Origin of the sequence: Anoxybacillus tengchongensis (genome assembly GCF_014201585.1) — a bacterium.
GTDB lineage: Bacteria > Bacillota > Bacilli > Bacillales > Anoxybacillaceae > Anoxybacillus > Anoxybacillus tengchongensis.
The window spans coordinates 124,944-142,112 of the sequence record NZ_JACHES010000005.1 but is presented as its reverse complement, the minus strand read 5'-3'; the positions used below and the strand labels follow the sequence as shown (position 1 = coordinate 142,112).

The window sequence follows — 17,169 nt, the reverse complement described above, 5'->3', positions numbered from 1 at the left end:
CCCCCATCATCATGCTTTTCGTTTTTTCGCGAAGTATAAAAACAGTCCAAATGCCGTATATACCGCAACAAGTGCCGCGATAAACGGAATGTTTAATCCCGTTTTTGGCGCAAGCACGTAAATTTCCGCCGTTTCGCGATCTAAAATGATGTCGTACTTGCCGTCTTTGCTGCGCACTAAATCGCCTGCAAGCAACCCGCGCAATTCCTTTCCTTGTTCCAGTTCGTCATCGAGCGTCACTTTTTGCGTTTTTGACGTGTTATTAATCGCAATGACCGTTGTTTCGTTTTCGTACGTTCGTTTAAAGAGCGCCATGCCGTCTTTTTCATAAAGCAACTCAAAATCACCTCGGCGAAGCGACGGAAGCTTCTCGCGCAATTCACCGAGCTTTGTCACATAGTCAATGAGCTCTTTATCGGTACGGAAGTTCATTAAACGACGGTTGTCTGGATCTTCCCCGCCATCAAGGGCTATTTCTGTTCCATAGTACATAATCGGAATGCCTGGTGCTGAAAACAAATACGTCAATCCAAGCTTTAAACGCGTCACCGGATTAATGCGATTTTGCAATGCTAATCGTGTAAAACGAACAGTATCATGATTATCTAAAAACGTGCCAAGCAAATACGGACGTTCATAAAACGCCTCGTTTCGCTTCCATACGTTGTAAAGCGGTTCAAGCGATTGATCGACGTTTGAAAAAATAGCAGACGCTTCCTTATAAAACGGAAAATCAATTAATGCATCAATCCCATGCTTCCCATATTCCGCAACGTAGCGTGGATCGTCATGCCACACTTCACCGAGAAGGAAAAAGTCTTGTTTCACCGATTTCACTTCTTTAGAAAATTCGTCCCAAAACCACTTTGGCACATGTTTGACCGTATCTAAACGATAGCCGTCGATGTCCGTTTCTTGAATCCACCATTTCGCGACATCCAATAAATACGCTTTCACTTCCGGATTTTCTTGTGCTAAATCGGGGAGACCAAATAGCCAGCCGTTTTCGACTTCTTGTTGATTCGCCCAATTGAAAATGTCTTTTTTCTCATGAAACCAATCTTTTTTCGCTGGATCGTTTAGCCACGGATGATTGTATCCTGTATGATTGACGACAAAATCTAAAATGACTTTCATATCGCGCTTATGCGCTTCTTTTACAAGCCGTTTAAAATCATCGAGCGTGCCGAAATGTTCTTCCACTTTGTAAAAGTCTTCAATCCAATAACCGTGATACCCGCCTTTTTCATTCGCAAAAATCGGGGTCAGCCAAATCGCTGTAAAACCCATCTCTTTTATGTAGTCAAGCTTGTCAATAATTCCTTGCAAATCACCGCCATGATACGCTTTCGGGTCATGTACGTTCACTTCATAGTCATTTTTCGGATTGCCGTTATTAAAACGGTCGACCATAATAAAATACACGCGTTCATCTTGCCACGTTCGCTCCGTTTTCGCACTCGCTGGCGTCGTTACGGACAACAACAAAACAAAAATAAGTAGCGCGCGAAATACACGTTTCATTTCATTTCACTCTCCATTCATTCCAAAGCTTCTTATGATAATATATCTCGAAATAGTAAGAAAGGAAAGAACCTAAGCGATTCTTTCCTTCCGTTTCTCACCCTTTTGTTCCACCTGCCGTTAAGCCAGAGACGAAATACTTTTGGAATGAAAGGAAGAGAATAGCGATCGGCACCGCAATTAAAACGGATCCTGCCGCAAACGTTGTAAATTCACTACCAAATTGTTTTGCGACTAAATCGTACAATCCGACCGCAAGCGTATATTTTTCTTTACTGCGAAGTAGCACGCTCGCTAAAATGAAATCTCCAAACGGCGCGATAAACGTAAAGAGCGCCACAACCGCGATAATCGGTTTCGCAAGCGGTAAAACAATTTGAAAGAAAATACGCAAATGCCCTGCTCCGTCAATTTTCGCTGATTCATCGAGCTCTTTCGGAATCGTATCTAAATATCCTTTCATCAGCCACGTATTCATCGGAATGGCACCGCCGACGTATACAAGAATTAACCCTAAATGCGTATCGACTAATCCCGTTAAAAGTGCCAAAATGAAAATCGCAATGAGTGCTGCAAAGTTTGGGATCATTTGCAAAATTAAAAACGTCATCAACCCATTTTGGCGTCCAATAAACCGATAACGCGAAAACGAATATGCTGTTAAACTAACTAAAATGACGGAAAAAATCATCGTTAACGTCGAAATTTTTAACGAGTTCCAATACCAAGTGAGATAATCGCTTTGCGATGTATCAAACAACTTCTTATAATGGGCAAGCGTGGCGTTATCTGGAATCATTTTCGACCCTGATAAGCTTTGCCCCGGGTTAAATGACGAGCCAACGACCCAAAGAAGCGGATAGACGATAATGATCGTCATCGCTATAATGACTGCATACGACAACGTCAACCGAATGAGTTTTTGTCTTTTCATATCCATATTACATCATATCCTCTTCTTTAAATGATTTTGTTCTTCTAAACTGCCATAATGCCACAGATACGACAACGAGAGAAAGCAATAACGTAATCGCTGCTGCTTTCGAATATTGCGCAGACGTCATCGTTAAACGATAAATCCACGAAATTAAAATGTCTGTCGCACCTGCATTTTGCCCAGATACCGCAGGGCCGCCACCATTAAACAAGTAAATGATGTTAAAGTTGTTGAAGTTAAACGTATATTGCGTAATTAAAATTGGCGCTGTCGCATACAACACGAGCGGAAGTGTAATTTTCGTAAACTTTTGCCAACTTGAAGCGCCATCGACTGTCGCCGCTTCATACAATTCGTTCGGAATCGCTTGCAATACCCCTGTTGTCATGGCAAAGACGAACGGGAAGCCGAGCCACGTTTGAATGAGGATAAGTGCTACTTTCGTCCAAAACGGATCTGTCATCCATTCAATCGGCCCGATGCCGAGCGATGCTAAAATCGTTTTATTAATCACACCGAACGATTCGTTAAACATACCTGAGAAAACGAGAATCGTTACAAACGCTGGAACGGCCCACGGTAAAATGAAAATCGTCCGAATGATCGCTTTTCCTTTTAAATCTTTTTGGTTCACGATAATGGCTAGGAAAATACCGAGCGCAATTTGTAACGTTGTTGCCCCAAACGTCCAAACGATCGTCCAAGCAAGTACATTAATAAACGTTTTCCGCCAAAGATCGAGCTTCACTAAGTCAATAAAATTTTGAAATCCAACCCAATCAACAAGTTTTGCTGGCGGAGAATGATACAAATCATAGTTTGTAAACGCCAATAACACGACGAAAATAATCGGAAAAATGACGACAAACACAAGTAAAATGAAACCTGGTGAAATCATTAAATATGGAAAGCCGTTGTCCACGAGCGCGCGATATTGCTCACGCAACGAGCTAATTTTCAACCCTAAATCGCGCTTTTGCCCATTTTTATAGGCGTCGCGCAAATTAAACGCATAAAACCCAAGTCCAAATACCGAAATAATAACCGCTAAAATCCCTTCAACAAGCAAGAAAATGGAATGGTCACGTCCGACAACTTCACCGAGCGTAAAGATTCCCCACCATCCCATATTTAATAAATCTTTAAAAACGATAAAAAACGAAGCAGCTAAAATAAAAAATGAGATACCTTTCACGTATTGACGATTATACAGTTGTCCAAATCCCGGAATAAGTGATAAACCGAGGGCAATTTTCCGATGGTTCGATTGATACATTGGTGTTTCCATTGATTTTGTCTCCTTTCTAAACAATGGCGAGGAGCGCACTTGAATGTGAATAACTAAACAAATAAAAGAAAGTTGAAGCAGTACCTCTACAAGAGAGGTACCGCTTATTTCTTACTTGCTTGGATGGTTTGTTTCAATGTTCGTTTTAATTGTTTTTACAGCTTCATCAAGCGCTTGTTTTGGCTCCGCTTTTTGGTTTGCCACAAGTTGAAGTGCTGTCGCCATTGGTCCCCATACTTCTGCCATTTCAGGAATGTTTGGCATTGGAATCGCGTATTGAGATTGGATCGCAACCGCTTTTGCCCCTTCATCTTCTGCGATTAACGGATCGTTAATGAGCGACTTCACAGGCGGAATTTCACGCGTTAACTCGAAACGTTTTTTCGCATTTTCTTCGTTTGTAATAAACTCGATTAGTTTTGTTGCCCATTCAGGATGTTTAGAGAACGCAGATACGTGCCATCCTTTTACACCCATAAATGTTTTCACAGGCTCACCGTTTGGCAATTTCGGCATTGGTGCGACACCGATATCGATGCCTGCATCACGCATACCTTGGAATGCCCACGGACCGTTCATGACAGATGCTGCTTTTCCTTCGTTGAATAAGCCGTCCATAGCTGAACCGCCGTTTTCACCGATAATACCTTTCGGGAACAATTCTTTATACCATTTTTGAATATATTCTGTTCCTTTGACTGCTCCTTCATTATTTAAACCGATGTCGTTGCGATCTAACGCACCGTTATTGTTTTTAAATACGTAACCGCCCATACCAGCGATCACACCGTGTGCAAAATAGAAGTTATCCCAAAGCGCTAAGAAACCGTATTGTTCGCCTTTTGTAAATTCTTTAGAGAATTGATACAACTCATCCATCGTTTCCGGCGCTTTGTCCATTAATTTTTTATTATAAATGAATACAGGAGTTTCTACCGCTTTTGGAAGTCCGTATAACTTTCCATCATACATTTGCGCTGCGATCGAAGATTCTGTAAACGTATCTAATACCGATTGATCGACTTGAATTTCGCGAATAAGTCCTTCTGTAACGAGCTGACCGATTTGGTCATGTGGAACAGTAATGACGTCAGGACCTGTGCCAGCCGGGCCGTCTAAACGCAGTTGATCGCGCTGTTTTGTCGCCATTTCCACTTCTTTGTACTCGACTTTAATACCATACTTTTCTTCGAACGCTTTAATCGCTGGCTCTAACGCCACACCGCGCTTCACGTCTTCCCAAACGACAAGTTTTTCTGGTTTTGGCGGCATGCCGTCTTCTGATACTTCTGTTTTTCCCTCATTTTCATTTTCTTTCGGCTTTGCCTCATCTTGTGGACCACAACCTGCCATCACACCTGCAAGTAATGCAAGCGATGAAAAAATGGATACCGTCTTTTTCATTTCGACCCCTCCTGTGTTTTAAGCAATACGTACAAACGCTTTCATTTTTGCGAAAACGATTGCACAACCTTTATCTTCATTATACAATCATTTTCCGTTTTGACAACTATTTTTTTCATCTTTTTTTGAATGAATGTTGACTTTTTAGTTCCGTTCATTTTACGCTTGACATAAGCAATGTATCCGCTTCCTTCATTCAAAACAGAAAGAGTGTACAAATATGTGATAAAAAGCGCAATCGATTGCGCTTACAGTTGAAAGGAGTGTTTGAAACATGTTAAAAGAAGCGATTTACCACCGTCCAAAAGATGCGTTTGCTTATGCATACGACGAGCGAACGCTACATATTCGTCTGCGGACAAAAAAAGATGATGTCGATATAGTATACTTATTATTTGGTGACCCGTACGTTTGGAAAGACGGCGCATGGCAATTTGACAAACAATCTATGCAAAAAAGCGGTTGTGACGCTTTGTTTGATTATTGGTTTATCGCTGTGCAACCCCCGCATCGCCGCTTGCGCTATGGGTTTGAATTGCACGCAGGAGAAGACGTGCTTATTTATACAGAAAAAGGCTTTTATAAACAAGCACCGACAGACGATACAGCATACTATTTTTGTTTTCCATTTTTAAACCGCATCGACGTGTTTCATGCGCCTAGCTGGGTGAGAGACACCGTTTGGTATCAAATTTTCCCTGAACGGTTCGCTAACGGCAATCCACACTTAAACCCACCAAATACATTGCCATGGGGAAGCGTGGAACCAACGACAACGAGCTTTTTTGGTGGCGATTTTGAAGGCATTATTGAACGATTAGACTATCTTGTCGAACTCGGCATTAACGGCATTTATTTTACACCTATTTTCAAAGCGCCATCGAACCATAAATACGATACGATCGACTATTTCGAAATCGACCCACAATTTGGCGACAAACAAACATTTAAACGGCTCGTTGAAGCATGCCATGCAAAAGGCATCCGCGTCATGCTTGATGCAGTATTTAACCATAGCGGCTATTATTTCGCCCCGTTTCAAGACGTATTAAAAAACGGCGCGAAATCACGCTATAAAGATTGGTTCCACATTCGTGAATTCCCGCTTCAAACGGGACCGATTCCAAATTACGATACGTTTGCGTTTGTGCCAGAGATGCCAAAATTAAATACAGAAAACCCGGAAGTGAAACAATATTTATTAGATGTCGCGACATATTGGATTCGCGAATTTGACATTGACGGCTGGCGTTTAGACGTTGCGAATGAAGTCGATCACCAATTTTGGCGCGAGTTTCGTCAAGCGGTAAAAGCGATCAAACCGGACATTTATATTCTCGGGGAAATTTGGCATGATGCAATGCCGTGGCTTCGCGGAGATCAATTTGATGCGGTTATGAACTATCCGTTTACAAACGGGGCGCTCAACTACTTTGCGAAAGAAAACGTAAAAGCGAGCGAATTTGCTCATACGATCGTGAACGTGTTGCATAACTATCCGAACAACGTAAATGAAGTGGCGTTTAACTTGCTCGGTAGCCACGATACACCGCGCATTTTAACGCAATGCGGTGAACAAAAAGAAAAAGTGAAGCTCATGTTTACATTCCAGCTTTCTTTCAGCGGCTCCCCATGCATTTATTATGGGGATGAAATCGGCTTAACAGGTGGGCAAGACCCGCTTTGCCGAAAATGTATGGTATGGGAAAAAGAAAAGCAAGACCGCGATATATTCGCGCACGTACAGACGCTTATTTCATTACGCAAACAATATCGCGCCTTGCGTTTTGGAGAATTTCATATGTTAGAAGCAAACGACACAACAAATCATATCGCTTACGTGAAAACGTACGATGATGAAACGATCGTTTGCGTGTTAAACAATGCAGACACATCGCTGACATGGACCGTTCCATTTTCACTGAAAGACAAAACGGTCATCAACCTTTGGACAAACGAATGCATGAGTGAACAAACGATAAATATTGAACCATACGGGTTTCTCATGCTGCTTGTACAGCCTACGTCCGCTGTATAAAACGACGATATTCGCTCGGTGTCATCCCTTCCATTTTTTTAAATACGCGCGAAAAATATGCGCCATCTTCAAATCCGACTTGTTTTGCAATCGCCGCGACCGTTTCATTCGTCGCGGCTAATTTTTTCTTCGCTACTTTCAATCGATAATCGTTTACATATTGCAGCGCACTCATTCCGATCGTTTTTTGCATACAGCGCGAAATGTAGTCAGGATGAAGTCGAAGCGCATGAGCAAGATGCTCCATTTCAAACGGTTCATCATAATGACGATGAATATATTCCATCGCCTCTCTACACACATGTTCAGCCGCTGATGGAATATGAAGCGTTTGTTTTTGCAGTTGAACGATCCACTGTGCAAATAACAACTGTTGCGACAGCGAATGATCAGGTGTTTGCTGTTCATGTACGATATGTTGAAGCATCGTTTCCATTCCTGTTTGGTTCAACTTCCCGTATTGCGGAATCAATAAACGATATTGCGCATAGTCCACATACGTTGCCTCTCGTTCAATAATATCACTCCATCCGCATGGCTGTTTTTCAACACGCTCGTATTGTGGTGCAGAAAAATGAACCCAAATAAAATATGTATCTTCATCACAAGGCTCATGTCCATAATGTTCAAAGCCCGGACATAAAATGACGTATTCCCCCTCACGAACAGCAAACGTTTCTTGTTGTTCTGTCATATATAACGTCCCTTTTTGTACATACAGTAAATCAAATACGGAAAATGTACGCCGAAAATGTTTCATTCCTTTTTGAAAAACCGCCTCTCCCCCTTTAATAAAAACAGGAAACGGTGGTACGGAAAACGATATATACATACAATCTCCCCTTTAAGTCGGAAATGTACAAAAGTCATCGCCTTTTTCTCTTTTCACTATTATATACAATCCATTAAACTAAAAACAGTTTGTAAGTCGGAAATCGTAAAGGGGTTGTCTTGTTTGGCAAAAAAGCTTTCTTTATTTGCGCTCACATGGCCCATTTTTATTGAATTGACGCTTCATATGTTGACGGGCAATGCCGATACGTTTATGCTCAGTCAATATGCTGATGAAGCGGTGGCGGCTGTCGGTGTTGCGAATCAACTATTGTTTATGGTCGTTGTCATGTTTGGTTTTATCGCGACCGGCACATCGATTTTAATTGCGCAATATGCTGGAGCAAATGATGAAAAAACAGCTTCCTATATTGGAGCGGCTTCCATTTGGGCGAATTTGTTATTTGGCGTCATATTAAGCATTGCGCTTTGGGCAGGAAGCGATCGTTTACTTCAACTAATGAACGTTCCACACGAGTTGATGGCTGATGCGCGTGCTTATTTATGGATTGTTGGTGGCTTTTCGTTTGTGCAAGCGCTTATTATGACGCTTGGCGCCATTTTACGTAGCTACGGTTTTACACGCGATATGATGAATATTACAATTGGGGTGAACATATTAAACATCATCGGCAACTATTTCGTGTTGTTCGGACCGTTTGGCTTACCGGTTTTAGGTGTTGAAGGGGTCGCTTGGTCAACAACGATTAGCCGTATCATCGGGCTTGTCATTGGATTTTTGCTCATCATGAAACGTCTCCCGCACCCTCTCCCGCTTTTATCGAAAGAGGCGTTTGCATTTAGTTACATCAAACAATTATTAAAAATTGGCATCCCATCGGCTGGCGAGCATGTCGCTTACAATACGTCACAACTTGCCATCACCTATTTCATTACAATGCTCGGCACTGAGGCGTTAACGACGAGAGTATACACACAAAACATCATGATGTTTATTTTTTTATTTAGCGTCGCCATTGGGCAAGGGACGCAAATCATGATCGGTCATCTCGTTGGGGCAGAACGCTTTCATGAAGCGTATACCCGTTGCTTACGAAGTTTGCGTCTTGCAGTCATCATTTCGTTTACGATAGCAGCGTTGTTTTCCGTTTTTTCTGATCAACTGTTTTCCATTTTCACAAGTAACAAACAGATGATTGAAACAGGCGGAACGCTCATTTTACTTACGATGCTTCTTGAACCAGGGCGTTCGTTTAATCTCGTCATCATTAACTCTTTACGCGCGGCCGGCGATGTGAAATTTCCCGTCTATATCGGCATCGCTTCAATGTGGGGGGTGAGCGTTCCGCTTGCTTATGTGCTTGGCATTTCGCTCGATCTCGGCTTAGTCGGTATCTGGCTCGCGTTTACTGCGGACGAATGGTTACGTGGCTTGCTCGTCTATTGGCGTTGGAAATCAAACGTATGGCGCACAAAATCGTTCGTCAAAAAGGGAGCGACAGCTTAGCACCGAGCAAATGGTTCGCGACATTTTGTCCGCTAATGACAACCATCGGCGACCCGCCTCCTGGGTGGGTCGTCCCGCCAACAAAATATAACCCTTTCACCTGCCGACATGCGTTCGACGGACGTAAAAACGTATCCCGACGTCGATTGGACGCCATCCCATATAACGCCCCGCGATATGCGCCAAACTGTTCCGCAATATGAAGCGGAGTGATCACTTGTTCGACATCTGGTACAATGTCCAACCCATATGCCCGAAGCCTTTCATACACGAGCTGCTTATATGCTTGTTCATCGACTTGCATACGCCCATCTTTCGTAAGCGGCGGAGCATTCACTAGCACGAACAACGATGTACCATCGGTTGTAAACGGCGGAGCGCAAACGTATATTGTCGGATGTTCGCTATACCGTCCGGCAAATAGATGTTCAAACTCTTGTTTATAATTCGCCGAAAAGAAAACGTTGTGATGAGCTAAATCATCCCATGTTTGTTTTGTACCAACTAACATGACAAATGCAGAAATGGACGGCTCCACTCGTTCATACGAACGATCGTGAGGATCAACAAGCTCTCGATATGCCCGCAACAAATCGGCATTCATAATGACGACGTCCGCTTCCACCTTTTCCCCATCTTCAAGCTCGACTCCTTTTACCGTACCGTTTTTTACAATGACGCGTTTGACCGCCCGATTCGTATGTAACGTTGCCCCTGCTCGTTTCACAAGCATCGCAAACGTATGGGCAATTCGGGCGTTTCCTCCTTCCACATAATATACCCCGTCAACCATTTCTAAATAGGCGATCATCGCAAACGTCGCTGGCGCCATATACGGTGATGAACCAATATACGTCGCATAACGGTCGTACGCTTGAATGACATGTTCATTTGTAAAATAGCGGCTAAAAAAAGAATGAAGCGTCTCAAACGGACGAGCAGACAAAAGAGCAAGCGCAAGCGATGGCGACATATAATCAACAAACGAGCGAAACATGCGCGGAAAAAAGTACGTTTTCGCGAGTTTATACAGCCGCTCCACTTCGCGAATAAAATCGTCGTATCGCAACGCCCCGATGCGATCAATACGCGCAAGCTGCTCTTTCATATAGTCGCGATCGCTTGACAGAAAAAACGTTGTGCCGTCTTCGTACACGTTTTTCGTATGGACAGCCAATTTCCGAAACGTCATGTAATCTTCAAGGCGCTCACCTGTTTGCTCAATGACGTGGCGAAACACAAACGGCATCGTAATCGTATTCGGCCCAAAATCAAAATAATAGTCGCCAAGTTGAACGGGCATTAACTTCCCGCCAAAATGGCGATTTTTTTCAAATAACTGCACATCCACACCGCGATGGGCGAGCGTCACAGCAGCAGACAACCCACCGAGCCCACCGCCAATAATGACGACTTTTTTCACGTGTACGTCCTCCCTTTCCATTCATAACGTTTCGCGCGCATCGATGCATACATTAATGCGATAAACGCTCCTGCACTTATCGGCATCCAATAACACGTCGAAATCGAGCGCTCCGTCTTCCATTCGACATACGCTTTTTGAGCAATAACGATGATGAGTGGCGTCGCATACGCCGCTCCATACATAAATGACAACGGAGCAACAATGAGCGGTGCGACGTAAAATATCCCGTAAAACATCGCAAGTAAAAAAACAAGAAAAGGTGATCGATTCAATCCGACGTACACATTTTTCAAAAAGCCTTCCCATACTTCTTTATTCGTTTCATACATATAGCAAACGACATCAGTGCTTACGTTCGCGAGGATGACACGATAACGATGCTCTTTCATTTTGCGGGCAATCATCACATCTTCAACAAGCTCACTTTTTACAGACGCATGCCCACCGATCGCTTCATACGCCGCGCGTTCGAAAAACAAACATGCTCCGTGCGCCGCCGTCGCGGAACGCATATGCGTATAATTTGCTAAAAATAAAGGCAAATGAAACAAAATAAAAAAATGTTGCAACGGCACGAGCCATTTGCCGATCAACGGAAGCGACGACGGATGAAACGACGGAAAGCCCGTCACTAATTTCGCATCATACGCGGCTGCGACCGCCAACAATTTTTCAATGACTGCGGGCTTTAACTCGACATCCGCATCAATAAAAAACAAATACGCCCCTTTCGCCTGTTTCGCCAGTTGATGACACGCATGCACTTTCCCTACCCAACCGTTAGGAAGAGGCTTCCCTTGCCATATTTGAAAACGATCGTCCTCTTTCGTTTCTTTCAAAAATAACTCATACGTGCGATCAGTCGATTGGTCATCAAGAAGCAAAAATTCGACTGACTCATACGTCAACTGCTTTAACGAACGAACGAGACGGACAACATTCCGCTCTTCATTGCGAAGAGGAACGAGGACACTGACAAGCGGGCGAGCGACGATTTGTGGACGTTTCGGAAGCGAAATAAGAAACAAAGCGTTAAAAACGGTCCAAATGAAAAAACTTACCCACACCCCGATCATAACGCCCCTCCGTTCCAACGTGTAAACGATTGAAGCTGTTCACTCACAACCAACCTCTTCACTTCATCTAGTTGTGCGGTGCAAATGCGTTCGAGTTCAGCCGTTTTTTCCTTCCGATCGCTTCCTGTCATATGAGCCACCCATAACGGCTCGCCAATATGAATAAACCATTCCGGCTTACGATGGTGACGAAAACTATGATAAAACACAAGTGGCATGATCGGCACGTTCGCTCGTTCCGCGACATATATAGCTCCTGTAAAAAAATGAAGTGGACGTTTTTCAATATGTTGTTCTTCCCCTTGTGGAAACATCCAAACGCTTTTTCCATCGCACAATAACGAAACGGCGTAATCAAGCGACTTCATTATTTCTTTTCGTTTCGTCCGATCAATCGAAAAACCGCCAAGCTTACGAAAAAACGGATATTGTTTTAACCCTTCTTCACTCATCATCGCATAACTATTTTGTTGAAACAGAAAACGGCTCAATTGAAAGGCGATTAGCCCATCCCACCATGAACTATGATTCGCCACATATAACGCAGGCGTGTGCACGATGCGTCCACGCACATATAGCCGATGAAACGACGTGCGCAACAACCATGTGTTGTAAAGGGAAAACATCCATTCAAACGAACGACTTTTTTTCGCTTCAATCATGTCGACCGTCTCCATTTCCAAAAAATAAACGTCGCAAACGATACTCCGAGCAAAAAAGCAACGTACAATTGTTCTAGTAAAGCAAGAAATAAAAACATCGCCTCAAGAAGAAAAAAAAGAATCATCGCTCTCCTTTCTGAGCTTGCCTTGCGCCCAGGAAGAACGAACAATAAAAGATGAATGACAAACGCAACAACAAACCACCCAGCAAAATTTTGGAGCGGAACGTTATAATATATGCTCGTTCCTTCCCAAAGCCAATATTGTTTCGCAACATATGCGACCGGGTCAATCACTAAATCTAATACGACCGCCAAAGATGCGCCAACAACGGAAGCAACGATGGGACTTGTTTGGGAAACGAAACGTAACGCGAGCGCATGCGTGCAACCGATCACAGCAAGCCAAGCAAAGCCGATCGCTATTGGAACGCCAAATATGGTCATACCAAATTGATTCGTATAATCATATGAGCCAAAAATGAGACTATACGTCGCCCCAACATACTCGACCGCCATCGTACCAATGAAGATCGCAATTGTTGCGATGATCCCCCGTTGACCGTACCTTTCAATTAAAAATAATGCACCAATCATTCCCGCAAGCATTAAAAAAACAACGTTCGCCCATTCTAACCACGGCGGTAGAAGATGAAAACCGACGAGCACAAGTCCGCATCCATACCAAATGAGAAAAAGGCGGTATAAGCGCTCACCCCACTTCAACGTTTTCGCCCCCAATTTGTTGGAGCAACGCTTTTTTTCGTTCTTCCGACACAAACGCCCGCTTCGCAAATACGTCATATTGTTGCTCACGAACAACGTGTAAAATGCTTTTGTACATCAATGTCGCTCCCCGTACGGCAAAACGTGCTGAAAGCGGATAAAGCGAAAATGCCGCTTCGGCATACGTATATTTCTCTTCTGCCTTTTGTGCAATATGCTCCCATAAATCAATAAATGCGTTCGTCACCCGACCAAAAGCGATATCTTGTTCACTTACTCCATACACGCTCATCCATTCACGCGGTAAATAAATACGACCACGCGCCATATCTTCTCCGACGTCGCGCAAAATGTTCGTCAGTTGCATCGCTTCTCCAAGCGCGATGGCGCTTTCTTTTAACTGTTCGCGACGATGCGGCGCTAAAATCGGCAATAACATTAAGCCAACGGTGCTTGCGACACAATAACAATAGCGCAACAACTGGGAAAACGTATCATAACGATGAACAGTCAAATCCATTTTTTGTCCTTCAATCATATGCGAAAACGGTTCAGCGTCCATATCATAGCGGGAAAATACGTCGCGAAGCGCTACCCACATAAAGTCATTTTCTGTATATCCGCCTAAAAACGATTCCCATTGTTTTTCAAACTGTCGTAGTTGTTGATGTGGCTGTTTTCCTTCATCAACAATATCATCAACGCGACGACAAAACGCATAAATCGCCCAAATGGCGTTGCGATCATGTAACGGTAAAACTGAAAATGCGCGATAAAATGTTTTCGAATGATGTGCCGTCACCGCTTCACATTGCGCATACGCTTGCCTTATATTCATCACTCTTCACTCCAATCACGAGATATTTGTTGTGCACATAACTTTGCCCCTTGCATGACAACCGGCACCCCGCCACCGGGATGAATCGACGCACCAACGCCATATACGTTTTCGTAACGTGTCGACTTCACTTGTGGGCGAAATGGACCGGATTGAAATAACGTCGGTGCGATCCCAAACATGCCGCCATCATACAACCCTTCTCTGTGCGCATCAAGCGGCGTACGCACGTGCATCCACTCGATCGCCTGTTTGACATTCGGAAACGCCCGTTTTTCTACTTCATCGACGATGCGGACGATCCAACGATCTTGTTTCATCCAATCGATATGCCGTCCAGCTGGTACAGGAATTAACACATATAACACACTTTTTCCTTCAGGTGCGAGCGTACGATCGACCGCTGACGGATAAAACGTATAAAATGACGGATCTTGCGGAACGACTTTGCGATCAAATACATCGCCCATATGTTGTTGAAAATCATGGGGTAAAAAAAATTGATGAATTGGTGCATCGTACGTTTTCCGAAGCCCCATATAAAGCAGCACACAGCTCGATGAAGGGATCCATCTTCTTTTTTTCGTCATCATCGTCGGCTCATCGGTATTCATAACAAATGCATCAAAACGATACTTTTCTCCTTTCGCATAAAGCGCCTCAACAGTGGAGCCGTTCACTTCATACTGCTCAACTTTCGTTTGCAGTCGGACGGTGACACCCGCTTCTTCTAGCTTTCTTGCAAGCAAAGAAACGAGACTTGCGTAGCCACCTTTTACGTAATACACGCCGTGCGCATGCTCGCTAAACGAAACGAGCGAGTAAAGCGATGGCGTTGTATACGGATTGCCGCCAATATATAACGTTTGTAACGAATAAGCAAGCTGCAACCGTTCATCGTGAAAATAACGCGCCATGCTCGTTTTCACAGATTGATAGGCGCGCATGCGCGAAAAAAGCGCCATCGTTTCTTTCGTGAAAAACGTTTGTTTCTTTATAAATGACTTCGTTAAAATGAGCTCATCGCCTTTTGCAAAATATTCCCTCATCTCATTCATAAAACGTTGAAATCCTTTTTCTTCTCCAGGAAACAGGCGAGCAATTTCTTGTTTTTGTCTTTCTACATCCGCATATTTTGTATACGATACGCCGTCTGAAAAATGAATCGTATACATCGGATCGCAATGAACGAGCTCGTATTCATCTTCCGTTATACCAACATCGGAAAGAAACGTGCGTAGCTTCTCTGGCAATAATACAATCGTTGGACCAGCATCGATGCGAAACCCGTCTCGCTCAATAAACGAAAGCCGTCCGCCAAGTCGATCGTTTTGCTCAAAAATCGTCACATGCGCGCCGCGTTTCGCTAGCCATAACGCCGTCATCATTCCACCAATTCCGCCACCGACAACAGCAACGTTCATCACGCTTCCCTCCGTTTCGGCAAAGCGCCAACAGGAATAAGCGGTTGACGATGAGCGTGCAATATGCCGTTTGCGGTAATGCGAGCCGATTCAAAAATCGTCGGCAAACCGCTTCCCGGATGCGTCCCACCACCGACAAGCCAGCAATGCTCTAACTCTTCAAATTCGTTATGTGGACGAAACACCATCATTTGCGACAACTGATGCCCTAAGTTAAACGTCGCCCCTTCGTAAACGAACATGTCATGTTGCCAATCATGTGGGGTAATGATTTTTTCATATTCAATATGTTGTTCCATACGCCCCCATCCTAACTTTTTCGCGAGCGTATCCCATAGTTTTTGGCGAAACGGTTCTTTCTCTGTTTCCCAATCAATTCCGCTCGTATTGTTCGGTACAGGGGCTAAAATGTAAAGCGCACTTTTTCCTTTTGGTGCTACTGTCGCATCTGTGACGATCGCATTTTGTACGTAAATAGATGGATCGTGCGGAATCGTTTTTTCTTTCGTAATTTCATCGACATTTCGCTTATAATCATCCGCAAATATAATCGTATGATGGGCAAGATCGACCGGCTTGTTTATCCCGACATACATCATAAACGTTGAACATGAATATTTCTTTTGTTGCAATTTTTCTTTCCGATATTTGTTTAATACCCCATCGTCAACGAGATTTGTCATCGCATAAGCAAAATCCGCATTCATAATGACTTCATCAGCCGCCACTTTTTCACCGTTTTCTAATATGACGCCTTTCACCGTACGGCCATCAAGCCAAAGCTTTTTTACCCCTGTGTTGACATGTACGCGCCCCCCATATTCTGCAACGATGCGCGCCATCGCTTTCGGAATTTCGTTTAATCCACCGATGACGTGATAAATGCCGTACGCATGTTCCATATACGATAAAATGGAAAACGCACCCGGACATTCCCACGGGGACATCCCTAAATATTTCGCTTGAAACGTAAATGCTAAACGAAGGCGCTCATCATGAAAATATCGACTTAATATGTCGTATAGCGACTGCGATAACGTCAATTGCGGCAACGCTTTTAATACCGTCGGTCGCAAATAATGGTATAATCTGTCCATTTTCCTTTGCAAAATGGGTGCAAGCGCCTGCAACTTCCGCTCGTTTTCATTCATAAACCGCTCATAACCATCTTCGTCCCCTGGAAATAGCGCAGCAATTTGTTCTTTCATTCGCTGCCGATCCATCGTCATCGCTAACTTCACATCAGGAAAAATAAGTTCATACATCGGATTTAATTCAACTAGTTTCACGTAGTCATGTATGTTTCTTCCTGCGGCTGTAAATAGTTCTTCAATAATATGAGGCATGCTTAAAAACGTCGGACCGATGTCAAAGCGATACGGTCCCAGCTCGAATCGTCCATTTCGCCCGCCTACGTACGATTGTTTTTCGAATACGGAAACGTCATATCCTTTCGCGGCAAGCAACATCGCCGCCGCAAGCCCACCAGGTCCCGCCCCAACGACAACAATTTTTTTCACGTTATCCA

The 17,169-nt window shown here is 43.7% G+C and carries 14 protein-coding genes; 2 read left to right on the top strand and 12 right to left on the bottom strand.

Annotated elements, in window-relative coordinates; genetic code table 11:
• Window positions 1–9 precede the first annotated feature (9 nt).
• From HNQ82_RS07415 to HNQ82_RS07400, 4 genes are all read right to left on the bottom strand, one after another.
• Complete coding sequence (locus HNQ82_RS07415; RefSeq protein WP_183248479.1) at window positions 10–1,524, bottom strand: alpha-amylase family glycosyl hydrolase; 1,515 nt, start codon at window positions 1,522–1,524, stop codon at window positions 10–12.
• A 97-nt stretch (window positions 1,525–1,621) separates the two neighbouring features.
• Entirely contained in the window at window positions 1,622–2,464 is an 843-nt protein-coding gene (locus HNQ82_RS07410; protein ID WP_183248477.1) for a sugar ABC transporter permease, read from the bottom strand.
• Between the two features lies 1 nt (window position 2,465).
• Window positions 2,466–3,749, bottom strand: a complete 1,284-nt coding sequence (locus tag HNQ82_RS07405; RefSeq protein ID WP_183248475.1) for a carbohydrate ABC transporter permease — start codon at window positions 3,747–3,749, stop codon at window positions 2,466–2,468.
• Window positions 3,750–3,860: 111 nt separating this feature from the next.
• Complete coding sequence (locus HNQ82_RS07400) at window positions 3,861–5,153, bottom strand: extracellular solute-binding protein (protein ID WP_183248473.1); 1,293 nt, start codon at window positions 5,151–5,153, stop codon at window positions 3,861–3,863.
• A gap of 274 nt (window positions 5,154–5,427) precedes the next feature.
• On the opposite strand from HNQ82_RS07400, the gene HNQ82_RS07395 reads away from it, so the two are divergent.
• Window positions 5,428–7,191: an alpha-glycosidase gene (locus HNQ82_RS07395; RefSeq protein ID WP_183248471.1), complete on the top strand. Its 1,764-nt coding sequence runs from the start codon at window positions 5,428–5,430 to the stop codon at window positions 7,189–7,191.
• On the opposite strand, the gene HNQ82_RS07390 is transcribed toward HNQ82_RS07395, so the two are convergent.
• A complete protein-coding gene (locus tag HNQ82_RS07390) occupies window positions 7,175–8,023 on the bottom strand; it encodes a helix-turn-helix domain-containing protein (protein WP_183248469.1) in 849 nt (282 codons plus the stop codon). The two genes, HNQ82_RS07395 and HNQ82_RS07390, sit on opposite strands and share 17 nt — an antisense overlap.
• A 123-nt stretch (window positions 8,024–8,146) precedes the next feature.
• Between HNQ82_RS07390 and HNQ82_RS07385 the strand changes: the two genes are divergently transcribed.
• The gene (locus HNQ82_RS07385; RefSeq protein ID WP_425486247.1) at window positions 8,147–9,490 is read left to right on the top strand and encodes an MATE family efflux transporter; all 1,344 of its coding nucleotides are present in this window, start codon (window positions 8,147–8,149) and stop codon (window positions 9,488–9,490) included.
• Here HNQ82_RS07385 and HNQ82_RS07380 read toward each other — a convergent pair.
• Genes HNQ82_RS07380 through HNQ82_RS07350 form a run of 7 tightly spaced genes read right to left on the bottom strand, consistent with a single transcriptional unit; the run spans window position 9,468 to window position 17,161 of the window.
• A complete protein-coding gene (locus HNQ82_RS07380) occupies window positions 9,468–10,934 on the bottom strand; it encodes a phytoene desaturase family protein (RefSeq protein ID WP_183248464.1) in 1,467 nt (488 codons plus the stop codon). The two genes, HNQ82_RS07385 and HNQ82_RS07380, sit on opposite strands and share 23 nt — an antisense overlap.
• Window positions 10,910–11,992, bottom strand: a complete 1,083-nt coding sequence (locus HNQ82_RS07375; protein ID WP_183248462.1) for a glycosyltransferase family 2 protein — start codon at window positions 11,990–11,992, stop codon at window positions 10,910–10,912. The genes HNQ82_RS07380 and HNQ82_RS07375 overlap by 25 nt, the downstream gene beginning before the upstream one ends.
• Window positions 11,989–12,654, bottom strand: coding sequence for a lysophospholipid acyltransferase family protein (locus HNQ82_RS07370; protein ID WP_183248460.1), 666 nt, complete (start codon window positions 12,652–12,654; stop codon window positions 11,989–11,991). The genes HNQ82_RS07375 and HNQ82_RS07370 overlap by 4 nt, the downstream gene beginning before the upstream one ends.
• Entirely contained in the window at window positions 12,651–13,379 is a 729-nt protein-coding gene (locus HNQ82_RS07365; protein ID WP_246348934.1) for a carotenoid biosynthesis protein, read from the bottom strand. Before HNQ82_RS07365 ends, HNQ82_RS07370 begins: the two co-directional genes overlap by 4 nt.
• Window positions 13,366–14,217 (bottom strand): phytoene/squalene synthase family protein, encoded by an 852-nt coding sequence (locus HNQ82_RS07360; protein ID WP_183248457.1) that lies wholly within the window; start codon window positions 14,215–14,217, stop codon window positions 13,366–13,368. Before HNQ82_RS07360 ends, HNQ82_RS07365 begins: the two co-directional genes overlap by 14 nt.
• Window positions 14,217–15,641, bottom strand: coding sequence for a phytoene desaturase family protein (locus HNQ82_RS07355; RefSeq protein WP_183248455.1), 1,425 nt, complete (start codon window positions 15,639–15,641; stop codon window positions 14,217–14,219). Before HNQ82_RS07355 ends, HNQ82_RS07360 begins: the two co-directional genes overlap by 1 nt.
• The gene (locus HNQ82_RS07350; RefSeq protein ID WP_183248453.1) at window positions 15,641–17,161 is read right to left on the bottom strand and encodes a phytoene desaturase family protein; all 1,521 of its coding nucleotides are present in this window, start codon (window positions 17,159–17,161) and stop codon (window positions 15,641–15,643) included. Before HNQ82_RS07350 ends, HNQ82_RS07355 begins: the two co-directional genes overlap by 1 nt.
• Between the last annotated feature and the right edge of the window lie 8 nt (window positions 17,162–17,169).